Origin of the sequence: Salipaludibacillus sp. HK11 (genome assembly GCF_047795645.1) — a bacterium.
In the GTDB taxonomy this organism is placed as follows: domain Bacteria; phylum Bacillota; class Bacilli; order Bacillales; family Salisediminibacteriaceae; genus Salipaludibacillus.
On record NZ_CP181045.1, the window covers coordinates 4254058 to 4274367 of the forward strand.

Consider the following 20310-nt stretch of genomic DNA (forward strand, 5'->3'; position numbering starts at 1 on the left):
TTGAAGACTATCGATATCACTTGAAATAATTGACTTTATTCAGGTTTCAATGAAATAAATAATGGTAAGATAATACTAACGTTAAATGAGGTGAATACATGATTAAAGGAATAGGTTTAGATATTGTAGATTTAAAAAGAATAGAGTCGGCCTACATAAGGCGCGAAGCATTTGCAATGAGAATATTGACTGATAGTGAGAGACAAACATTTTTAACGCTTTCGGATAAGCGTAAAATTGAATTTTTAGCAGGGAGATTTGCGTCTAAAGAAGCCTATTCTAAAGCACTGGGCTGTGGAATTGGCAAAGACCTTTCGTTTCAAGATATGGAAGTGCGAACAGACGCAACAGGTAAACCACGAATAGAAAATTTGAAATGTAATAATGATTTAAATGTTAATCATCTGTCGATTACACATACGCGGGAATATGCTGCTGCACAAGTGATTATTGAGGGCAAGTAAGACAAGTCTGCATATTGTTGTGGACGACCTCATATAGTGTTAATGCGGATGGGAGGGACAGAAACATGTACGTGGTAACGGGTGGTGAAATGCACCAAATCGATCGTTATACCATGGATCAACTCGGCTTGAGTGAAGAAATATTAATGGAAAATGCAGGTCAGGCATTTGTCCGTCACCTTCTTACATCAGTTTCAATTGATGAGAAAGTGATCGTGTTGATTGGCGCAGGAAACAACGGGGGAGATGGATTTGTTATTTCCCGACTTTTAGCTGAAAAAGGATTTCAATTTGAGATTTGGGTTGTTCCTCCGGTGGAAAGGGTTAAAGGCACTGCTAGGTTCCATATGGATATCTTTAAGCGGTGCGGATACTCATTTATCGAATATGAAGCTAATAGTATCGGTTTCCGAGAGTCGTTAAATACTTGTTCCGTCATCATTGATGCCTTGTTGGGGACAGGTGTGAAGGGAAATTTGAGAAAACCCTATGCATACGTAATTAAAGCTGTCAATGAGTCAGAAAAGAGAATCATTTCAGTTGATATTCCGAGTGGAGTCCCATCATCTGAAGGGGAAGCAGAAGTTTATGGAGTTATTGCGAATGAAACTTTCACGTTTCAGGCTCCTAAACTTAGCGCGTTCGTATATCCGTCTGCACTACATTTTGGGGAAGTCCATACCCTAGAAATTGGGATACCAAAGATCGCCTTCACAGAAGTTGCTCCACAAAGGCAATTGATTACGGAGAAACGAGTTCGAACGACACTAGCTAAAAGACCTGCTGATGCTCATAAAGGAAAAGCAGGACGTGCACTAATTATCGGCGGGACTCAGGAAATGACTGGAGCCCCGGTTTTGACGACTGATGCTTGCTTAAGGGCTGGGGCTGGTTTAGCGACAATGGCAATCCCAGCTTGTATTCACCCTATTGTTACGCAAAAACTAACGGAAAGTACATTTATGAAGTTGCCGGATGCTGAAGGTGAAATCAGGTCTGATGTCTTGAAAGAGGAAATCTCTTATATTCAGTATGATGGAATTGCTATTGGGCCAGGCATGGGTAGAAATATCTCTAAACCAATCTATGAAGCATTGCGATCGTTTAATGGACCAGTTGTAATTGATGCAGATGGTTTGTATCATATGTCTAACGAGCTTCATAGATGGTGCGAGGAACCGAGGTCAGGGCCAACGATTATTACGCCACATCCTGGTGAGATGGCCTTATTGACTGGACGGACAATTAAGGAAGTAGAGGAACACAGATTTGAATACACACTAGATTTTGCCAAAAAGTATCAGATGTATGTTGTTTTGAAGGGCCCTTTCACGATAGTGACGACGCCGGTGGGCGAGCAGTGGGTGAATACAACAGGCAACGCCTCATTAGCAAAAGGTGGTTCTGGAGATGTGTTAACAGGAATGATCTTAGCCCTTGTACTTCAACAGCATTCTGTTATTGACGCCATTTGCAATGCTGTGCATATCCACGGGAAGTTGGCGGATAAAATGATTGAAACGCACGATATTTTTAGTGTGAAAGCGTCAGATTTAATTCACTCTTTGCCGAGGGTGCTCAGATCTTACCGTTACTAATACATGCTATCCCCCTCCTTTGTCGTCGAAAAGACACAGAGGGGTTGAGCAAATTGAAAAAAATCATGTCCTTGTTAATCTTAGTTGTGGCTTTTACTGCGATCTTGACAGCTTGTGGTGAAAAGAGCCAGGAGGATGTTATAAACGATTTAGAAGAAAGGTCAAATGAACTGACAGGCTATAAGGCGAATGCGACGATGACGTTGCAGACAGGGGAAGAGCCCCAAGTTTACGAAGTGGAAGTGTGGCACCAAAGCCCAATGGCTTACAGAGTTGTTCTCAGTCACGTTGAAAAAGACCAGAGTCAAATTATTTTACGAAACGAAGAAGGCGTCTTTGTTTTAACGCCAGCATTAAACAAGAGTTTTAGATTTCAAAGTGACTGGCCTGAAAACAATAGTCAAGTTTATCTTTATGAGTCTTTGATCAATGATATTTTAACAGATCCAGAAAGAGTGTTTACAGCTTCTGAGGATCATTATCGATTTCAGACAAATACGAACTATACAAATAAAAATCTAAATCAGCAAGAAGTGATGCTTCATAAGAAAGACTTAACACCTGCTTCTGTTCAAGTGATGGATGCTGAACTTTCCGTTCTCGTGGAAGTGACCTTCGAAAACTTTGAGTTAAATGCTTCGTTTGTGGAAGATGATTTCGATATGGATCGAAACATGGAGGGGGCACAGCTGCAAATGGATGTTCCGACGATGACAGGTGAAAATGAAGTTGAAAACAATGATGAAAATAATGATGAGAATAATGTTGAAAATAATGAAGAAGTTGATGAAGGTGATGCAATTGATGAAAATACAACGGATGAAGATAATAATTTCTCCGTATTATATCCGATGTATGAACCACAAGGGACAACTTTTTCTCACTCAGAAGATGTTGTGACAGACAGTGGGATAAAGGTAATTTTGTCTTACGAAGGGGACCAACCTTTTACGTTGATTCAACAACAGAGTAGAGTGATTGAAGCGAGTACCCCGATTGAACTAACAACGGGAGAGCCGATTGACCTAGGGTTTACCTTTGGTGTCCTTTCTAAGGAAGGCGATCACCAATCTGTTTCATGGTCTTACGAAGGAACAGATTTCTTCCTTGTGTCAGATACAATGGATACAGAAAATTTAGCAGCGGTGGCAAGGAGTGTATACGGTACACAGGAAAAATAAAAAAGGAATTGCGCACGACGTTCATAACGAACGTCGTGCGCGATTTTTTTGGTTTGACATAGAGGATAAAGAAGTTTAATAATGAAAGGAACTTAATAGTAATGAAACAAACTATATTTGGGGGAACGTCGTGTGAGAGAATTACATCCTTTTTATCGAGACACATGGGTCGAAGTTGATTTAGATGCCATTTCTGAAAATGTAAAAAATATAAAAAGTGGATTACCTAAAACCGTTGCGGTAATGGCTGTTGTGAAAGCGGATGGCTATGGTCATGGAGCGGTAGATATAGCAAAAGAGGCACTTATGTCTGGAGCAACCTATTTAGGCGTTGCCATTCTTGATGAAGCAATTGCATTAAGAGAGGCGGGAATAGAAGCACCGATTCTAGTGCTTGGTTATAGTCGTCCGGAAGATGTTCAAATTGCTTTGGAATTAAACTTAACTTTAACTATTTTTCAAGGGGAGTGGGTGGAGAAAGCAAAGCATTACTTGCCGATAGGTTCTATAGAAAAAGTCAAATGTCATGTAAAAATAGATTCTGGTATGGGACGAATCGGAATTCGGACGATCGAGGAAAGACAAGCGCTTATTCATGCACTATTGACGACAGACCAGTTTGAAGTTGAAGGGTTATATACACATTTGGCAACGGCTGATGAGTTAGAAATGAGTTATTTTGAAATACAACAAGCTCGATTCTCGCGAATGATTCGTGACTTCGAAGCGGAATACGGCACAGAAATTGCGGTAAAACATTGTGGGAATAGTGCAGCGGCATTAAGGTATGGGGATCGCTGTTACAATTTAGTACGTTTAGGAATTGCTATGTACGGATTGTCGCCTTCATCAGAGATAAAGGATCATGTGAATGTTCCGCTCAAAGAAGCTTTCTCATTACACAGTCAAATCACGCACATTAAAAGACTACCTCAAGGCGAAGGGATTAGCTATGGTGCTAGTTATAAAACGCAATCGGAAGAATGGATTGCGACGGTTCCGATTGGATATGCGGATGGTTGGATTCGAGCAAACCAATCAGGCGATGTACTCGTTCGAGGGAAACGTGCTAAAATTGTTGGGAAAATATGTATGGATCAAATGATGATTCATCTTGATGAACCTTTTTCGGAAGGGGAAATTGTCACAATAATAGGAAAAAATGGCGATGATTTTATAACTATTGATGAAGTCGCAACTAGATTAAACACAATTAATTATGAAATTCCATGTGTGATTAGTTCACGGGTTCCGCGAGTCGTGATGAAGGATGGTCAACCTATGCAAGTTCATAATAAAGTAATAGATGTCAACGGAGAGTGAAGGGTTACGGCATACTGTTGAAATGGAGCGTATTTGCTAATAAGTAAACGTTAAACTAAAGCTTTTTACAAAAAAATAAAGGTTTTTCATTTATTTTGTCGAAAGGTATTAAAAAGAATCAAAAGTCACTTTGCAATGCTACTTTGCAAGTGATATGATAATAATGGATTAAAAATTGATCGATAGCTGTGCGGAGGTGTTTTTGTGTCAATGGACAACACAAAAAAAATTATGGTTAATTTACCACAACATCTGGTGAATGAACTGGATGCGTTAACTGACGGGGATGCTGTCAATCGCAATGACGTCATTCAAAAAGCTACGAAAATTTATTTACAAGAACAAAAGAAAGAGCAAATTCGTGAAACGATGCAGCAAGGTTACATGGAAATGGCGAAAATCAATTTAAATATTGCAACCGAGTCTTTCTTAGCGGAAGAGGAGGCTGAAAACACGGTGGATCGCCTAGTAAGTGGGGTGTAAAGGATTGATAGTAAAACGTGGTGACGTTTATTTTGCAGACCTTTCACCCGTAGTTGGTTCAGAACAAGGTGGGGTGAGGCCAGTTTTGGTTATCCAAAATGATATTGGAAACCGATTCAGTCCAACAGTCATTGTAGCTGCGATAACAGCACAAATTCAAAAAGCCAAATTGCCGACGCATGTTGAAATTAATGCAAAGCGGTATGGTTTTGATCGTGATTCAGTCATTTTACTAGAACAAGTGCGTACGATTGATAAACAGAGGTTGACTGATAAAATTACCCATCTGGATGATGACATGATGTTAAAAGTGAATGACGCGTTGAATATTAGTCTAGGCTTAATTGACTTTTGATCATCATCGAAACAGAGCTACTTTATTCATTAAAGTAGCTTTTATTTATTGTTTTACTAGAGGAATGGACATTAATGGGAAGGCATGAAAAGATTGAGAAAAAATTTTGATAGATTGCAATCTATTTAAAACAGTGAAATAATAATAGCATAACTATTGCCTAAAGTGGGGGAAGACTGGATGAATCCTTTTATACGAGATATTATATTGGAACATAAAGAAGAAATTATGGAATCGTGGTTAGTGGAAATAAAAAAATTTAGATCAGATGATTTGCTGCAAAACATTTCAGATTCAATGTATGAGAAAACAAATCGTGAATTTGTTGACAAATTAACTCTTACAATTGAGAAAGAAAAACATGAGTTTAAGGATGACCTCATTCAGTTTGCGGAACGATTGATTCAATTAGGATGGCCGTTAAATTATATTACTCGAGGGTTGCAAGAGTTTCGCAAGACGACAGTCGAATCATTGTCGACTACAGGAGAAAATTACTGTAAAAGCATCGAGTTTTTTCAAGAAATTGAAGACTGGATTGATGATATTGTCAACCTATTAGTAAATCAATATTCTGGTTCGTGGGAAAACACTGTATTTTTACAAAAAATGGCGCTTAAAGAACTGTCAGCTCCGCTTATCCCAGTTTTTGATAATATTAGCGTCATGCCTTTAATCGGTACGATTGACACAGAACGAGCTAGATTGATTATGGAAAACCTTCTAGATGGAGTCATCGAACATCGCTCTCAAGTTGTGTTGATAGACATTACAGGTGTTCCAGTTGTTGATACAATGGTTGCGCATCATATCATTCAAGCATCGGAAGCCGTGCGGTTAGTTGGAGCGAAATGTATCCTTGTTGGGATTCGACCTGAAATTGCTCAAACAATTGTTAATCTCGGGATTGATCTTGGAAAGTTTCCGACAAAAAGTACGATGAAAAAAGGAATTGAATCAGCGCTGGAATTAACGCAGCGACAAATCGTTGAAATAGAACAATAAAGGAGGAACTGGTTTTGCGAATCCCAATTTTAAAATTGCATGATTATTTATTAATATCTGTTCAAGTGGACTTGGACGACCAAACAGCCCTCCAGTTCCAAGAGGATGTGCTGGAAAAAATTCATCAAGAAGGTTCTAAAGGTGTTGTCATCGATTTAACCTCTGTTGAAATGATCGACTCATTTATTGCAAAAGTCCTTGGTGATGTCGTGGATATGTCCAATTTAATGGGAGCGAAAGTTGTTCTAACAGGGATCCAACCGGCCGTCGCAATTACGTTGATCGATATGGGCATTGTTTTAGATGATGTTCCAACAGCATTGGACCTTGAGCAAGGGTTGGATAGACTCCAACTCGAATTGGAGGGTTGATATATGCAAGTCCAAACCCATGTAGATATCCACAGTGAGTGGGGAATTGTCGCTGCAAGACAAGCGGGACGAAAGCTTGCACGAGAAATCGGGTTTGGTTCCGTTGATCAAGCGAGAATCACAACTGCGATTTCTGAACTAGCTAGAAATATATATTTATATGCAAATAAAGGACAAATTCAAATAGAAGAAGTCACATCTTCAGGGAAACGTGGAATCAAAATCATCGCTGTAGATGAAGGGCCTGGGATCAAAGACTTGCGTCGAGTAATGGAGGATGGTTTCACAACTTCAGGAGGACTTGGGGCAGGACTTCCCGGAGTAAGGCGATTGATGGATGAGTTCGATATTGATTCTGAGATGGATGCCGGAACATCGATTACGGCAATTAAGTGGCTTCGCTAGTCGCTAGGGAGGTGCTAATGCTTGGAAGAGACGAAGATATCAATGTATCAGTTATATAAAGACATGTTAACTAGTTATTTGGCGAGTAAAAGTGAACATGCCTTGTATCATGCTCAGCAATTTAGCAAGGAAATGATGGAAAAAGATATGTCTCCAGAGGAAACGGTCAGTCTTCATCTGACTGTATTTCAAGAATTGGCAAAGGATCTTCCAGAGGAAGTGGTGGATTCGTTTGATATTCTACTAGAGGTTATGATTGGTTATGGCCTCGCTTACAGGGAGCATCAAAGTCTACGAGACCGTCAGCAACAGCTTGAATCGGAGTTGACAGTTGCTGCTGAGATGCAAAAGTCACTTCTGCCAAGTGGGAAAATCAATCTCGATTCGGTGGATTTAGGTTTTATCAGTGTGCCTGCTGGAAAAATGAGCGGAGACTATTATGATTATGCTCTTGATGAACATGGAAATGTAGGAGTAGCTGTAGCGGATGTGATAGGGAAAGGAGTTCCGGCAGCGATGTCGATGTCGATGATCAAATATGCGATGGATACGTTACCGGAGAAACGAAGTCGACCTGGCTCATTATTAGAGAGTTTAAACAGAGTGGTAGAAAGAAACATTGATTCGGACATGTTTATAACAATGATGTATGGTTTTTATAATCCGGAGAATTTTCAGTTTTACTATGCCAGTGCAGGGCATGAGCCTGGCTTTGTTTATGATGCAGAGGAAGACAGTTTTAGAAGCTTAGAAGCAAAGGGGCTTGTTCTTGGGGTCTCGCGAAAAGTGACGTATCGTGAAGATCAATTACAATTAAATGTAGGCGATTTTATTGTGTTATTAACAGATGGTGTAACAGAATGTCGTGTTGACGGAGAATTTATCGAACGTGAACAAATTGTAGAGATGATTAGAAAATACAAGCATTTACCAGCTCAAAAAATTGTTGATGAAATTTTTCATGAATTAGAAAAGGCTCAAGAATTCCAATTACGAGATGATTTCACTCTACTTATTTTACGTCGTAAGGTTTAGAAGAATGGAATAAGAGGTATATGTAAAAACTGTAGACGAACGTATAATTAGGAGGGGAAAAGATGAATTTAGAGATTAATGTAACAGAAACTGAAACTGGAAACATTGCTTATCTTTCAGGAGAAGTTGATGTATATACTGCTTCGAAATTAAAGGATACGTTAACTCCTTTAGCGGAAAAAACGAATACTGAATTAGTGGTTAATTTAACTGAAATTAATTATATAGATAGCACGGGGTTAGGTATCTTCATTGGCGTATTAAAGTCTACCGAGAAATCTGAAAGCACGTTGAAATTAACAGGTTTAAATGACAGAGTGAAGCGTTTATTTGAAATTACTGGTCTAAACGAAGTGATTGATATTGAGGAAAGGGAGGAAGCATAGTGATGACCCATACCTCAGATGTAATTGAGATGAAAGTTCCAGCTAAACCTGAGTATGTAGGTGTTGTTCGGCTGACTGTATCAGGTGTGGCAAACCGCCTAGGGTATACCTATGATGATATTGAAGACATAAAAATTGCAGTCGCTGAAGCATGTACTAATGTGGTGAACCATGCATATGAGGTTAACCAAACAGATAATAACATGCATTTGCGTTTTGCTGTCTTTGAAGACAGATTAGAACTTACTGTGGCAGATAAGGGCGGAACAATTAATGTTGATAAATTATCGAATGAACGTGGACCTGTAAGAGGAGATCAGTCTATTGAGGAGTTAAAGGAAGGTGGCCTTGGACTTTTTTTAATTGACACATTGATGGATAAAGTTGAGATCCGTGGAGAAACAGGTGTGATGATTATCATGACAAAGTTCCTACAAGGAGATGAGGTGGAACCGAATGCCCAAGGAATCTCAGAAGAAATCCCTGACCAACAATAAAGCAAAACATAAAGAAGAAGTATTAAAATTGATTGCTGAATTTCAACGAACAAATGATGACGAACTTCAAACGGAGCTTGTCCTTGAATACGAAAATCTCGTTCACGCATTAGCTAGGAAGTTTTCAAGAGGTCAGCGTCATGATGAGGACCTTGTTCAAGTAGGCATGATTGGGTTATTAGCAGCTTTTCGCAGGTTTGACCCTGATTTTGGACGTAGTTTCGAATCGTTCGCCGTACCGACAATTGTTGGTGAAATTAAACGATTTATTCGTGATAAAACTTGGAGTGTTCATGTTCCTCGAAGAATTAAAGAATTAGGACCAAAAATCAAAGCAGCGGTTGAGGAATTAACAACGATATTACAACGTTCACCCCAAGTTGAAGAAATTGCAGACCATCTCGGAGTGTCAGAGGAAGAAGTTCTCGAAACGATGGAGATGGGGAAAAGTTATCAGGCGCTTTCGGTTGATCGATCGATTGAAGCGGACGATGAGGGTAGTGCAGTTACCTTGCTTGATTTAGTCGGTTCGAAAGAAGATGGATACGAACAGACCGATCAACAACTTCTGCTTGAAAAGGCATTTACAGTTCTCACAACACGTGAAAAGCAAATATTACAACTGACATATTTTGAAAACTTGAGTCAAAAAGAAACTGGAGAGAAATTAGAGATCTCGCAAATGCATGTTTCAAGATTGCAGCGAAGAGCTCTGCAAAAATTGCGTGAATCTATACGTATTGAACCATCGGAGTGTTTATAATGATGGAACACCAAGATTTAAAAGAAGTAGATATTAGTATTTATCACACAGCAAAACAGGGGAATTGGTGTTCTGGTGATGCTTTCTATACTGTAAGAACCGACAGTTATGTATTATGTGCTGTAGCGGATGGATTAGGTAGTGGTGAAGGGGCGATGGATGCTTCGGAAGCGGCTATGTCTGTTATTAAATCAGCTCATGATTTAGATACGGAAACTTTAATGGATCGGTGTAATCGTGTTTTAGGTGGTACGCGTGGAGTTGTAATCACAATCCTAAAATTTGATTTTCGTTCAGGAATTATTGAATATACTAATGTTGGTAATATTTCGTGTACATTTTATAAACCTTCGGGTGAAATGTATCGTCCAGTTCCAACGAGAGGATATTTATCAGGGAAAAAGAATAAATATAGAACGCAGCAAATACCTTACGAAAAAGATACGATTTTCCTTGTATATTCTGACGGGTTAATTTTTGATCCGTTATATCATTCGATATTCCATAAATTCGAGACGCCTAGGAAAATGATTGATAGGTTAGTCGATCTTATGGTGGATTCTAACGATGATACAACAATTTTAGTAGGGAAAGTAAATCGATAATCATGGACTTATACATTGCTAGAAAAAGCCGAACTATCGAGTGCTCCAATATCGATGGCTCGGCTTTTTGTTATGATCTAAAGTGAATTAGTAATGTGGATTCAGTTCCAGTATAATTATTTAGTAGTGTGATAATAACCATATCGGATAGGAATTCAAATGGAGGCGATGTTATGGATTGGGATGAGAAACAAAAAGAAATTTTAGCACTTGTAACAAAACAAATTAATTTACAAGAAAATCGTGTAAAAAGTGTTATTGAAATGTCGGAAGAAGGTAATACGGTTCCTTTTATAGCCCGCTATCGGAAAGAAATGACAGGTGGAATGGATGAGGAACAAATCCGTGCGATATTAGAAGGATGGGAATATGGTACACATTTAGCGAAAAGAAAAGAAGAAGTGATTAGGTTAATTGATGAGCAGGAAAAGTTAACCCCTGAATTGAAAGCGGATATCACTAAAGCAACGAAGCTTCAGGAATTAGAGGATTTATATCGACCTTATAAACAAAAACGAAGAACAAAGGCTACAGTAGCAAAGGAAAAAGGGTTGGAACCTTTAGCGCAATGGATGATGTCTCTTCCAAAAGAAGGTAGCATTGAACAAGAGGCAAGGAAATATCTCAACGAAGAACAAGAAATACATAATGAAGAAGAAGCGATTCAAGGTGCTAAAGATATAATGAGTGAATATTTTTCCGATGATGCGGTGATTCGTAACCAAATTCGTCAAATGACTTTTAAACAAGGCAGAATGCTGTCTGAAAAGAAAGCGAAAGCGGAAGATGAGAAAGGCATTTTTGAAATGTATTACGAATATTCAGAGTTAGTCCATAAAATTGTTCCGCACCGAGTGTTGGCTCTGAATCGCGGTGAAAAAGAAAATGTACTTAAGGTATCTATTGAAGCACCGATTGATCGAATCCTAACATGGATGGAACGTCACATTATTAATGGGAAACAGACTGTGTCAAAATCTGCACTCATCGAGGCGATAGAAGATGGATACAAGAGATTAATTCAACCTTCGATTGAAAGGGAGATTCGTAAAGAAGCTAGTGAAATAGCAGAAGAACAGGCGATTCATATTTTTGCGGAAAACTTAAGGAATTTGTTGCTACAACCGCCTTTGAAAGGACGTATCGTTCTAGGTGTTGACCCGGCATTTCGAACGGGATGTAAGCTCTCGGTTGTAGACGACACAGGAAAAATGCTTGAGGTAGGTGTGATCTATCCAACTGCACCATGGAACAAAGTGGATGAAGCGAAGAAACAGGTAAAAAAATTGATCTCAGCATACGATATTGAGTTGATAGCAATTGGAAATGGAACAGCTTCTAGGGAAACGGAACAGTTTATTGCTGACGTGTTAAAAGAAGTAGATGAAAAAACTGTTGGATATCTTATTGTAAATGAAGCGGGCGCTAGTGTTTATTCAGCTTCTAAACTAGCGAAGGAAGAATTTCCAGATTTACAGGTGGAAGAACGGAGTGCTGTCTCTATTGCTCGAAGGATTCAAGATCCACTGGCCGAACTCGTTAAAATTGATCCGAAGTCAGTCGGTGTAGGGCAGTATCAGCATGATGTTGCACAAGCGAAATTAAATGATAGCTTGACTTTCGTTGTAGAAACGGTAGTTAATCGAGTTGGTGTTAATGTGAATACTGCTTCGTCTTCACTCCTTCAATATGTCTCGGGCCTATCGAAAAGTGTGGCGAATAACATCGTCAAACGAAGAGAAGAAGAAGGGAAATTTACGAGTCGTATACAATTGAAAAAGGTACCTAGACTAGGGTTGAAGACTTATGAACAAAGTGTAGGCTTTATTCGAATACTTGGTGGGGAGCAGCCGCTCGATCAAACGTCGATCCATCCTGAGAGTTATCCAGTAACGAAAAAGATCATGAAAGAGTTAGATATTTCTTTAGAGCAAATCGGAACGACAGAAGTGAAAAATAAACTAGCGGAAGTGAATGTCAATGAAATGTCCGAAAAATATGACATTGGATTACCAACGTTACGAGATATTTTTGATTCGCTATCAAGTCCAGGAAGAGATCCTCGTGACGATGTACAAAAACCGCTGCTAAAAACAGACGTGTTATCAATGGAAGACTTGTCAAAAGGCATAGAATTGGAAGGGACGGTTCGGAACGTCGTTGATTTTGGCGCCTTTGTCGATATTGGTGTGAAGCAAGATGGGATGGTTCATATTTCAAAACTTGCTAATCGATTCGTCAAACACCCGATGGAAGTTGTCTCTGTTGGAGACGTTGTAACGGTTTGGGTCGAAGATGTAGATTTAAAAAAAGGTCGAGTCGCTTTAACGATGCTTCAGCCTAAAGAGCAGTAAAGACAAAAGAAGTCACCATCCAAACGGAATGTTGGGCGTGACTTCTTTTTGAATATTTTGTAACGGTAATGAATTGACTAAAAAGCATAGGGCTTGAAGGCGAAAATACGATTTTTATAATGTATACTAGATACTATATGAATGGAAAAATTTCTAATTATTAGGTATATCTAAAACTATTAAATTAATCAGAACTTATATTTGAGTTTTTATAATAAAACCAACATTGGTTTAGTACGAGAATTCTTCTTAAGTCCCTTCTATCATATGCCTCTTGCAGTTGTGATTTTAACCAAGACGGCAAGGTTATTCCTCCCTTCTGTTTTTATTGTTGTTCTAAAAGACTGAACCGCTGTAATATTAACAGTGTATGTTGATATAGTTGTCTAAGTTAGTAAAACTTTTATCGAATGAAAAAGATGAGATGATTTTGTTTATGAAGGAAGTGTAATTAATGATTGACGAGCAGTTACAATTACTAACTGAAAGATTATCAGAAGAGTTTTTTCATAAGCCATTCAAGCATACTGCTTTTTTTAACAAAAGATTGCGAACAACAGGTGGGCGATATTCATTGCATAGTCACCATATTGAAATTAATCCAAAACAATTAGAACATCATGGTGAAGATGAGTTAGTTAAGATTATTAAACATGAACTGTGCCATTATCATTTACATATAGAAGGAAAAGGATATCAACACAAAGATAATGACTTTAAATATTTGTTAGCAAAAGTAGGGGGAAGTCGTCATTGCCAAACAATCCCTAATAGTCATAATCAAATAAAGACGATGCATCTCTATCGCTGTAAAAAATGTGGAGTGGAATTTCACAGAAGGCGTAGGTTTAATACGAAAAGATATGTCTGTGGGAAGTGTAAAGGTAGGATAGAAAAAATAAAAAGTATGACACTAGAAAAAGATTGACGGTGGTTTTTCAATATGTTAAAGTATAAAAGTCGCTTACAAAAGGATGACGTTAAAAGCTGTTGACATTATTTACTCAATAGGCTAAAATTTAGTACGTCGTTAACAACAAAATAGTTAGTATTTTGTTTGATACGGTGACAGTTTTAGCATAGAGAATTGGCTGATTTCTTTTTGAGTTCAAGACCATTTATTAATAAGAAATAAAAAGGCCGAGGAAGCAAGAAAAAGAAAGGCTGCAGCTTACACAGACGTAAGTGAAGGATTGAAAGAACAAGGGTGACGAAGAGATTCTTAGCTTTTGTTAATAAACCATTATTCCACAGTAGCTCAGTGGTAGAGCTATCGGCTGTTAACCGATCGGTCGTAGGTTCGAATCCTACCTGTGGAGCCATTAAGGAGAAGTACCCAAGTGGCTGAAGGGGCGCCCCTGCTAAGGGTGTAGGTCGCGTGAGCGGCGCGAGGGTTCAAATCCCTCCTTCTCCGCCAGTGACTTTTTTATGGCCCGTTGGTCAAGTGGTTAAGACACCGCCCTTTCACGGCGGTATCACGGGTTCGAATCCCGTACGGGTCACCAAATTCTTGTTTAATAGATATTGTATTGTTTTTAAAACTTACTATATATCATTACTCGATAATGAAGTGAATTTATATAAATGAAAACGTGGAGGATTAGCTCAGTTGGGAGAGCATCTGCCTTACAAGCAGGGGGTCGGCGGTTCGAGCCCGTCATCCTCCACCATTTTAATAGAATATATTATATTTATGGTCCCGTGGTGTAGCGGTTAACATGCCTGCCTGTCACGCAGGAGATCGCGGGTTCGAATCCCGTCGGGACCGCCATAAATATGCGGGTGTGGCGGAATTGGCAGACGCGCTAGATTTAGGATCTAGTGTCTTCGGACGTGGGGGTTCAAGTCCCTTCACCCGTACCAAATTCAATTTGAAACTAAGAGTTGCTATGTTTGAGCGGTCGTGGCGGAATGGCAGACGCGCTAGGTTGAGGGCCTAGTGGGAGAAATCCCGTGGAAGTTCGACTCTTCTCGACCGCACCAAAACATTTTTTTGCGCCCTTAGCTCAGCTGGATAGAGTGTTTGACTACGAATCAAAAGGTCGGGAGTTCGAATCTCTCAGGGCGCACCATTTAAATTCAATCTACATTGAATTGATTCGCCGTTTATTTTAAATAACTGTCGGGAAGTAGCTCAGCTTGGTAGAGCACTTGGTTTGGGACCAAGGGGTCGCAGGTTCGAATCCTGTCTTCCCGACCATAATTACTTTACTAGAAAAGTAAGTGCAATTTTATCTGCGGGTGTAGTTTAGTGGTAAAACCTCAGCCTTCCAAGCTGATGATGTGGGTTCGATTCCCATCACCCGCTCCAATAAATTATTTCAAAAAACTATTGCATTATTATTTTATTACATGTTATAGTAATTAATGTTGCTTTAGGGCCTGTAGCTCAGCTGGTTAGAGCGCACGCCTGATAAGCGTGAGGTCGGTGGTTCGAGTCCACTCAGGCCCACCATAACAATGCATCATTCTGACCTTTGAAAACTAAACAAAAAGCCAAGCGAAGTGGGATATTTTAAATATCCCGTCAAAGTAACACCAAGCAAGAAACGCCAGACGAAAGTTTGGTTTTGATGTCATGGACATCAAACTTGATGAAAAGTCATCATACTTTATCGGAGAGTTTGATCCTGGCTCAGGACGAACGCTGGCGGCGTGCCTAATACATGCAAGTCGAGCGCAGGAAGCAAGCAGATCCCTTCGGGGTGACGCTTGTGGAATGAGCGGCGGACGGGTGAGTAACACGTGGGCAACCTGCCTTGTAGACTGGGATAACTCCGGGAAACCGGAGCTAATACCGGATGACCATTTGAATCGCATGATTTGAATGTAAAAGTGGGGAGCAATCCTCATACTACGAGATGGGCCCGCGGCGCATTAGCTAGTTGGTAAGGTAATGGCTTACCAAGGCAACGATGCGTAGCCGACCTGAGAGGGTGATCGGCCACACTGGAACTGAGACACGGTCCAGACTCCTACGGGAGGCAGCAGTAGGGAATCATCCGCAATGGGCGAAAGCCTGACGGTGCAACGCCGCGTGAACGATGAAGGTTTTCGGATCGTAAAGTTCTGTTATGAGGGAAGAACAAGTGCCGTTCGAATAGGGCGGCACCTTGACGGTACCTCACGAGAAAGCCCCGGCTAACTACGTGCCAGCAGCCGCGGTAATACGTAGGGGGCAAGCGTTGTCCGGAATTATTGGGCGTAAAGCGCGCGCAGGCGGTCTCTTAAGTCTGATGTGAAAGCCCACGGCTCAACCGTGGAGGGTCATTGGAAACTGGGAGACTTGAGTGTAGGAGAGGAAAGTGGAATTCCACGTGTAGCGGTGAAATGCGTAGATATGTGGAGGAACACCAGTGGCGAAGGCGACTTTCTGGCCTACAACTGACGCTGAGGCGCGAAAGCGTGGGGAGCAAACAGGATTAGATACCCTGGTAGTCCACGCTGTAAACGATGAGTGCTAGGTGTTAGGGGTTTCGATGCCCTTAGTGCCGAAGTTAACACATTAAGCACTCCGCCTGGGGAGTACGGCCGCAAGGCTGAAACTCAAAGGAATTGACGGGGGCCCGCACAAGCAGTGGAGCATGTGGTTTAATTCGACGCAACGCGAAGAACCTTACCAGGTCTTGACATCCTCTGAACAGCTAGGAGACTAGCCTTTCCCCTTCGAGGGACAGAGTGACAGGTGGTGCATGGTTGTCGTCAGCTCGTGTCGTGAGATGTTGGGTTAAGTCCCGCAACGAGCGCAACCCTTGATCTTAGTTGCCAGCATTCAGTTGGGCACTCTAAGGTGACTGCCGGTGATAAACCGGAGGAAGGTGGGGATGACGTCAAATCATCATGCCCCTTATGACCTGGGCTACACACGTGCTACAATGGATGGTACAAAGGGTTGCAAGACCGCGAGGTCAAGCCAATCCCATAAAGCCATTCTCAGTTCGGATTGCAGGCTGCAACTCGCCTGCATGAAGCCGGAATTGCTAGTAATCGCGGATCAGCATGCCGCGGTGAATACGTTCCCGGGCCTTGTACACACCGCCCGTCACACCACGAGAGTTTGTAACACCCGAAGTCGGTGAGGTAACCTTTTGGAGCCAGCCGCCGAAGGTGGGACAGATGATTGGGGTGAAGTCGTAACAAGGTATCCGTACCGGAAGGTGCGGATGGATCACCTCCTTTCTAAGGAGCTCTAAGCTCAACTTATTGAATCGAACTTCGCTTTGGCCTTTTTGTTTAGTTTTGAGAGGTTATACTCTCAAGACTTCTTTTCTTCTAATGGAAGAAAGAAGAGAATGACCAGCACATAATTGCCGTGCTTTGACCTTTGAAAACTGGATAACGATAAATGAATGAATCACCGGTTTGACACAGAAATGAATCTTCGGATTCGTGGAAGAGTGAACCGAGTGTCTTAGAATGTAAAGCCAAGAAAGACCGAGCAACACGTCCATTGATTTAAATGGTTAAGCTAGAAAGGGCGCACGGTGAATACCTTGGCACTAGGAGCCGATGAAGGACGGGACGAACACCGAAATGCTTCGGGGAGCTGTAAGTAAGCTTTGATCCGGAGATATCCGAATGGGGGAACCCCTTATCCGTAATGGGATAAGATCCACATCTGAATCAATAGGATGTGAGAAGGCAGACCTGGGGAACTGAAACATCTTAGTACCCAGAGGAAGAGAAAGCAAATGCGATTTCCTGAGTAGCGGCGAGCGAAACGGAAACAGCCCAAACCAAGAGGCTTGCCTCTTGGGGTTGTAGGACATTCCATACGGAGTTACAAAGAGTGAGCGTAGGCGAAGCGATCTGGAAAGGTCCGCGAGACAAGGTAAAAGCCCTGTAGTCGAAACGTTCACTCCTCCGGAGTGTATCCTGAGTACGGCGGGACACGTGAAACCCCGTCGGAATCTGGGAGGACCATCTCCCAAGGCTAAATACTCCCTAGTGACCGATAGTGAACCAGTACCGTGAGGGAAAGGTGAAAAGTACCCCGGAAGGGGAGTGAAAGAGATCTTGAAACCGTGTGCCTACAAGTAGTTGGAGCCCTATGATTTTCCTTCGGGAAAGTAACGGGTGACAGCGTGCCTTTTGTAGAATGAACCGGCGAGTTACGATTACGTGCAAGGTTAAGTTGAAGAGACGGAGCCGCAGCGAAAGCGAGTCTGAATAGGGCGAATGAGTACGTGGTTGTAGACCCGAAACCGGGTGATCTACCCATGTCCAGGGTGAAGTCCAGGTAACACTGGATGGAGGCCCGAACCCACGCACGTTGAAAAGTGCGGGGATGAGGTGTGGGTAGGGGTGAAATGCCAATCGAACTCGGAAATAGCTGGTTCTCCCCGAAATAGCTTTAGGGCTAGCCTCGAGGGTAGAGTCTTGGAGGTAGAGCACTGATTGGACTAGGGGTCCCTACAGGATTACCGAATTCAGTCAAACTCCGAATGCCAATGACTTACTCCTCGGGAGTCAGACTGCGAGTGCTAAGATCCGTAGTCAAGAGGGAAACAGCCCAGACCATCAGCTAAGGTCCCAAAGTATACGTTAAGTGGAAAAGGATGTGGAGTTGCTTAGACAACCAGGATGTTGGCTTAGAAGCAGCCATCATTGAAAGAGTGCGTAATAGCTCACTGGTCGAGTGACTCTGCGCCGAAAATGTACCGGGGCTAAACGTATCACCGAAGCTATGGATAGACACCTTCGGGTGTCTGTGGTAGGGGAGCGTTCCAAGGGCGCTGAAGCATGACCGGAAGGACATGTGGAGCGCTTGGAAGTGAGAATGCCGGTATGAGTAGCGAAAAGAGGGGTGAGAATCCCCTCCGTCGAAAGCCTAAGGGTTCCTGAGGAAGGCTCGTCCGCTCAGGGTAAGTCGGGACCTAAGCCGAGGCCGAAAGGCGTAGGCGATGGCAAACAGGTTGAAATTCCTGTACCACCACGTTTCCGTTTGAGTGAAGGGGGGACGCAGGAAGGTAGGGTAAGCGCACTGATGGATATGTGCGTCGAAGCAGTGAGGCTGACAAGTAGGAAAATCCGCTTGTCTTAAGGTTGAGCTGTGATCGCGAGGGAAATTTTAGTACCGAAGTTCCTGATCCTACACTGCCAAGAAAAGCCTCTAGCGAGGAAACTGGTGCCCGTACCGCAAACCGACACAGGTAGGCGGGAAGAGAATTCTAAGACGCGCGGGAGAACTCTCGTTAAGGAACTCGGCAAAATGACTCCGTAACTTCGGGAGAAGGAGTGCTCTATTAGGGTGCAAGCCCGAGAGAGCCGCAGTGAATAGGCCCAAACGACTGTTTATCAAAAACACAGGTCTCTGCGAAGCCGCAAGGCGAAGTATAGGGGCTGACACCTGCCCGGTGCTGGAAGGTTAAGAGGAGGGGTTATCCTTCGGGAGAAGCTCTCAATTGAAGCCCCAGTAAACGGCGGCCGTAACTATAACGGTCCTAAGGTAGCGAAATTCCTTGTCGGGTAAGTTCCGACCCGCACGAAAGGTGCAACGATTTGGGCACTGTCTCAACGAGAGACCCGGTGAAATTATATTACCAGTGAAGATGCTGGTTACCCGCGACAGGACGGAAAGACCCCATGGAGCTTTACTGTAGCTTGATATTGGATTTCGGTACAGCTTGTACAGGATAGGTAGGAGCCTTGGAAACCGGAGCGCTAGCTTCGGTGGAGGCATTGGTGGGATACTACCCTGGCTGTACTGGAATTCTAACCTCGAACCGTGATCCGGTTCAGGGACAGTGTCTGGTGGGCAGTTTGACTGGGGCGGTCGCCTCCTAAAGAGTAACGGAGGCGCCCAAAGGTTCCCTCAGAATGGTTGGAAATCATTCGTAGAGTGCAAAGGCATAAGGGAGCTTGACTGCGAGACATACAGGTCGAGCAGGGACGAAAGTCGGGCTTAGTGATCCGGCGGCACCGTATGGAAGGGCCGTCGCTCAACGGATAAAAGCTACCCTGGGGATAACAGGCTAATCTCTCCCAAGAGTCCACATCGACGGGGAGGTTTGGCACCTCGATGTCGGCTCGTCGCATCCTGGGGCTGAAGTAGGTCCCAAGGGTTGGGCTGTTCGCCCATTAAAGCGGCACGCGAGCTGGGTTCAGAACGTCGTGAGACAGTTCGGTCCCTATCCGTCGCGGGCGCAGGAAATTTGAGAGGAGCTGTCCTTAGTACGAGAGGACCGGGATGGACACACCGCTGGTGTACCAGTTGTTCCGCCAGGAGCATCGCTGGGTAGCTACGTGTGGAAGGGATAAATGCTGAAAGCATCTAAGCATGAAGCCCCCCTCGAGATGAGATTTCCCATCACGCAAGTGAGTAAGATCCCTCAGAGAAGATGAGGTTGATAGGTCTCGTGTGGAAGCATGGCGACATGCGCAGCTGAGAGATACTAATCGATCGAGGGCTTAACCAATGTTTTTATTTCGAAGACGATTCATTCATATACCATCGTTATCCAGTTTTGAGAGGTCAATATGACC

General features: G+C 42.4%; 17 protein-coding genes, 11 tRNA genes and 2 rRNA genes. 29 read left to right on the forward strand and 1 reads right to left on the reverse strand.

The window, feature by feature from the left end:
- The first annotated feature begins 98 nt into the window (after window positions 1–98).
- The 15 genes from acpS to ACM26V_RS20275 all read left to right on the forward strand — a co-directional run bounded on the left by acpS (window position 99) and on the right by ACM26V_RS20275 (window position 12825).
- Complete coding sequence (gene acpS / locus ACM26V_RS20205) at window positions 99–464, forward strand: holo-ACP synthase (protein ID WP_416148583.1); 366 nt, start codon at window positions 99–101, stop codon at window positions 462–464.
- A 65-nt stretch (window positions 465–529) separates the two neighbouring features.
- Complete coding sequence (locus ACM26V_RS20210; protein WP_416148584.1) at window positions 530–2062, forward strand: NAD(P)H-hydrate dehydratase; 1533 nt, start codon at window positions 530–532, stop codon at window positions 2060–2062.
- Window positions 2063–2115: 53 nt separating this feature from the next.
- Window positions 2116–3243, forward strand: a complete 1128-nt coding sequence (locus ACM26V_RS20215) for a LolA family protein (protein ID WP_416148585.1) — start codon at window positions 2116–2118, stop codon at window positions 3241–3243.
- Window positions 3244–3375: 132 nt separating this feature from the next.
- Window positions 3376–4566 carry an alanine racemase gene (gene alr, locus ACM26V_RS20220; RefSeq protein ID WP_416148586.1) on the forward strand — a complete coding sequence of 397 codons (1191 nt, stop codon included), beginning with the start codon at window positions 3376–3378 and terminating at the stop codon, window positions 4564–4566.
- Window positions 4567–4776: 210 nt separating this feature from the next.
- Window positions 4777–5049, forward strand: coding sequence for a CopG family ribbon-helix-helix protein (locus tag ACM26V_RS20225; RefSeq protein WP_416151929.1), 273 nt, complete (start codon window positions 4777–4779; stop codon window positions 5047–5049).
- A 4-nt stretch (window positions 5050–5053) separates the two neighbouring features.
- Window positions 5054–5404 carry a type II toxin-antitoxin system PemK/MazF family toxin gene (locus tag ACM26V_RS20230; RefSeq protein WP_416148587.1) on the forward strand — a complete coding sequence of 117 codons (351 nt, stop codon included), beginning with the start codon at window positions 5054–5056 and terminating at the stop codon, window positions 5402–5404.
- A 180-nt stretch (window positions 5405–5584) separates the two neighbouring features.
- The gene (locus ACM26V_RS20235; protein ID WP_416148588.1) at window positions 5585–6409 is read left to right on the forward strand and encodes an RsbT co-antagonist protein RsbRA; all 825 of its coding nucleotides are present in this window, start codon (window positions 5585–5587) and stop codon (window positions 6407–6409) included.
- A 14-nt stretch (window positions 6410–6423) separates the two neighbouring features.
- Window positions 6424–6780, forward strand: a complete 357-nt coding sequence (locus ACM26V_RS20240) for an STAS domain-containing protein (RefSeq protein ID WP_416148589.1) — start codon at window positions 6424–6426, stop codon at window positions 6778–6780.
- A gap of 3 nt (window positions 6781–6783) precedes the next feature.
- Window positions 6784–7185, forward strand: a complete 402-nt coding sequence (locus tag ACM26V_RS20245; protein WP_416148590.1) for an anti-sigma regulatory factor — start codon at window positions 6784–6786, stop codon at window positions 7183–7185.
- 21 nt (window positions 7186–7206) lie between these two features.
- Window positions 7207–8220 carry a PP2C family protein-serine/threonine phosphatase gene (locus tag ACM26V_RS20250; protein WP_416148591.1) on the forward strand — a complete coding sequence of 338 codons (1014 nt, stop codon included), beginning with the start codon at window positions 7207–7209 and terminating at the stop codon, window positions 8218–8220.
- 62 nt (window positions 8221–8282) lie between these two features.
- Window positions 8283–8606, forward strand: a complete 324-nt coding sequence (locus ACM26V_RS20255; RefSeq protein WP_416148592.1) for an STAS domain-containing protein — start codon at window positions 8283–8285, stop codon at window positions 8604–8606.
- Window positions 8607–8608: 2 nt separating this feature from the next.
- A complete protein-coding gene (gene rsbW / locus ACM26V_RS20260) occupies window positions 8609–9103 on the forward strand; it encodes an anti-sigma B factor RsbW (RefSeq protein ID WP_416151930.1) in 495 nt (164 codons plus the stop codon).
- Window positions 9063–9866, forward strand: coding sequence for an RNA polymerase sigma factor SigB (gene sigB / locus ACM26V_RS20265; RefSeq protein WP_416148593.1), 804 nt, complete (start codon window positions 9063–9065; stop codon window positions 9864–9866). Before rsbW ends, sigB begins: the two co-directional genes overlap by 41 nt.
- Complete coding sequence (locus tag ACM26V_RS20270; RefSeq protein WP_416148594.1) at window positions 9866–10471, forward strand: PP2C family serine/threonine-protein phosphatase; 606 nt, start codon at window positions 9866–9868, stop codon at window positions 10469–10471. The genes sigB and ACM26V_RS20270 overlap by 1 nt, the downstream gene beginning before the upstream one ends.
- A gap of 173 nt (window positions 10472–10644) precedes the next feature.
- Window positions 10645–12825, forward strand: a complete 2181-nt coding sequence (locus ACM26V_RS20275; protein ID WP_416148595.1) for a Tex family protein — start codon at window positions 10645–10647, stop codon at window positions 12823–12825.
- A 184-nt stretch (window positions 12826–13009) separates the two neighbouring features.
- On the opposite strand, the gene cmpA is transcribed toward ACM26V_RS20275, so the two are convergent.
- Window positions 13010–13129 carry a cortex morphogenetic protein CmpA gene (gene cmpA / locus ACM26V_RS20280; protein WP_416148596.1) on the reverse strand — a complete coding sequence of 40 codons (120 nt, stop codon included), beginning with the start codon at window positions 13127–13129 and terminating at the stop codon, window positions 13010–13012.
- 150 nt (window positions 13130–13279) lie between these two features.
- On the opposite strand from cmpA, the gene ACM26V_RS20285 reads away from it, so the two are divergent.
- The 14 genes from ACM26V_RS20285 (at window position 13280) to ACM26V_RS20350 (ending at window position 20243) form a co-directional block, all read left to right on the forward strand.
- On the forward strand, window positions 13280–13753 hold the full coding sequence (locus ACM26V_RS20285; protein WP_416148597.1) for a SprT family protein: 474 nt from the start codon (window positions 13280–13282) through the stop codon (window positions 13751–13753).
- A 319-nt stretch (window positions 13754–14072) separates the two neighbouring features.
- Window positions 14073–14147, forward strand: a tRNA-Asn gene (locus ACM26V_RS20290).
- A 4-nt stretch (window positions 14148–14151) separates the two neighbouring features.
- Window positions 14152–14242, forward strand: a tRNA-Ser gene (locus ACM26V_RS20295).
- A gap of 13 nt (window positions 14243–14255) precedes the next feature.
- Window positions 14256–14330, forward strand: a tRNA-Glu gene (locus ACM26V_RS20300).
- Window positions 14331–14419: 89 nt separating this feature from the next.
- A tRNA-Val gene (locus ACM26V_RS20305) sits at window positions 14420–14495 on the forward strand.
- 25 nt (window positions 14496–14520) lie between these two features.
- Window positions 14521–14596 (forward strand) — tRNA-Asp (locus tag ACM26V_RS20310).
- Between the two features lie 7 nt (window positions 14597–14603).
- Window positions 14604–14688: transfer RNA gene (locus ACM26V_RS20315), tRNA-Leu, on the forward strand.
- Between the two features lie 34 nt (window positions 14689–14722).
- Window positions 14723–14808, forward strand: a tRNA-Leu gene (locus ACM26V_RS20320).
- Window positions 14809–14820: 12 nt separating this feature from the next.
- Window positions 14821–14897 (forward strand) — tRNA-Arg (locus ACM26V_RS20325).
- Window positions 14898–14948: 51 nt separating this feature from the next.
- A tRNA-Pro gene (locus ACM26V_RS20330) sits at window positions 14949–15025 on the forward strand.
- A gap of 37 nt (window positions 15026–15062) precedes the next feature.
- A tRNA-Gly gene (locus ACM26V_RS20335) sits at window positions 15063–15136 on the forward strand.
- A gap of 67 nt (window positions 15137–15203) precedes the next feature.
- Window positions 15204–15280: transfer RNA gene (locus tag ACM26V_RS20340), tRNA-Ile, on the forward strand.
- 157 nt (window positions 15281–15437) lie between these two features.
- Window positions 15438–17004 (forward strand): 16S ribosomal RNA (locus ACM26V_RS20345).
- Window positions 17005–17286: 282 nt separating this feature from the next.
- Window positions 17287–20243, forward strand: a 23S ribosomal RNA gene (locus ACM26V_RS20350).
- Together the 16S and 23S rRNA genes with 11 tRNA genes alongside form the textbook arrangement of a ribosomal RNA operon.
- Window positions 20244–20310: the final 67 nt, after the last annotated feature.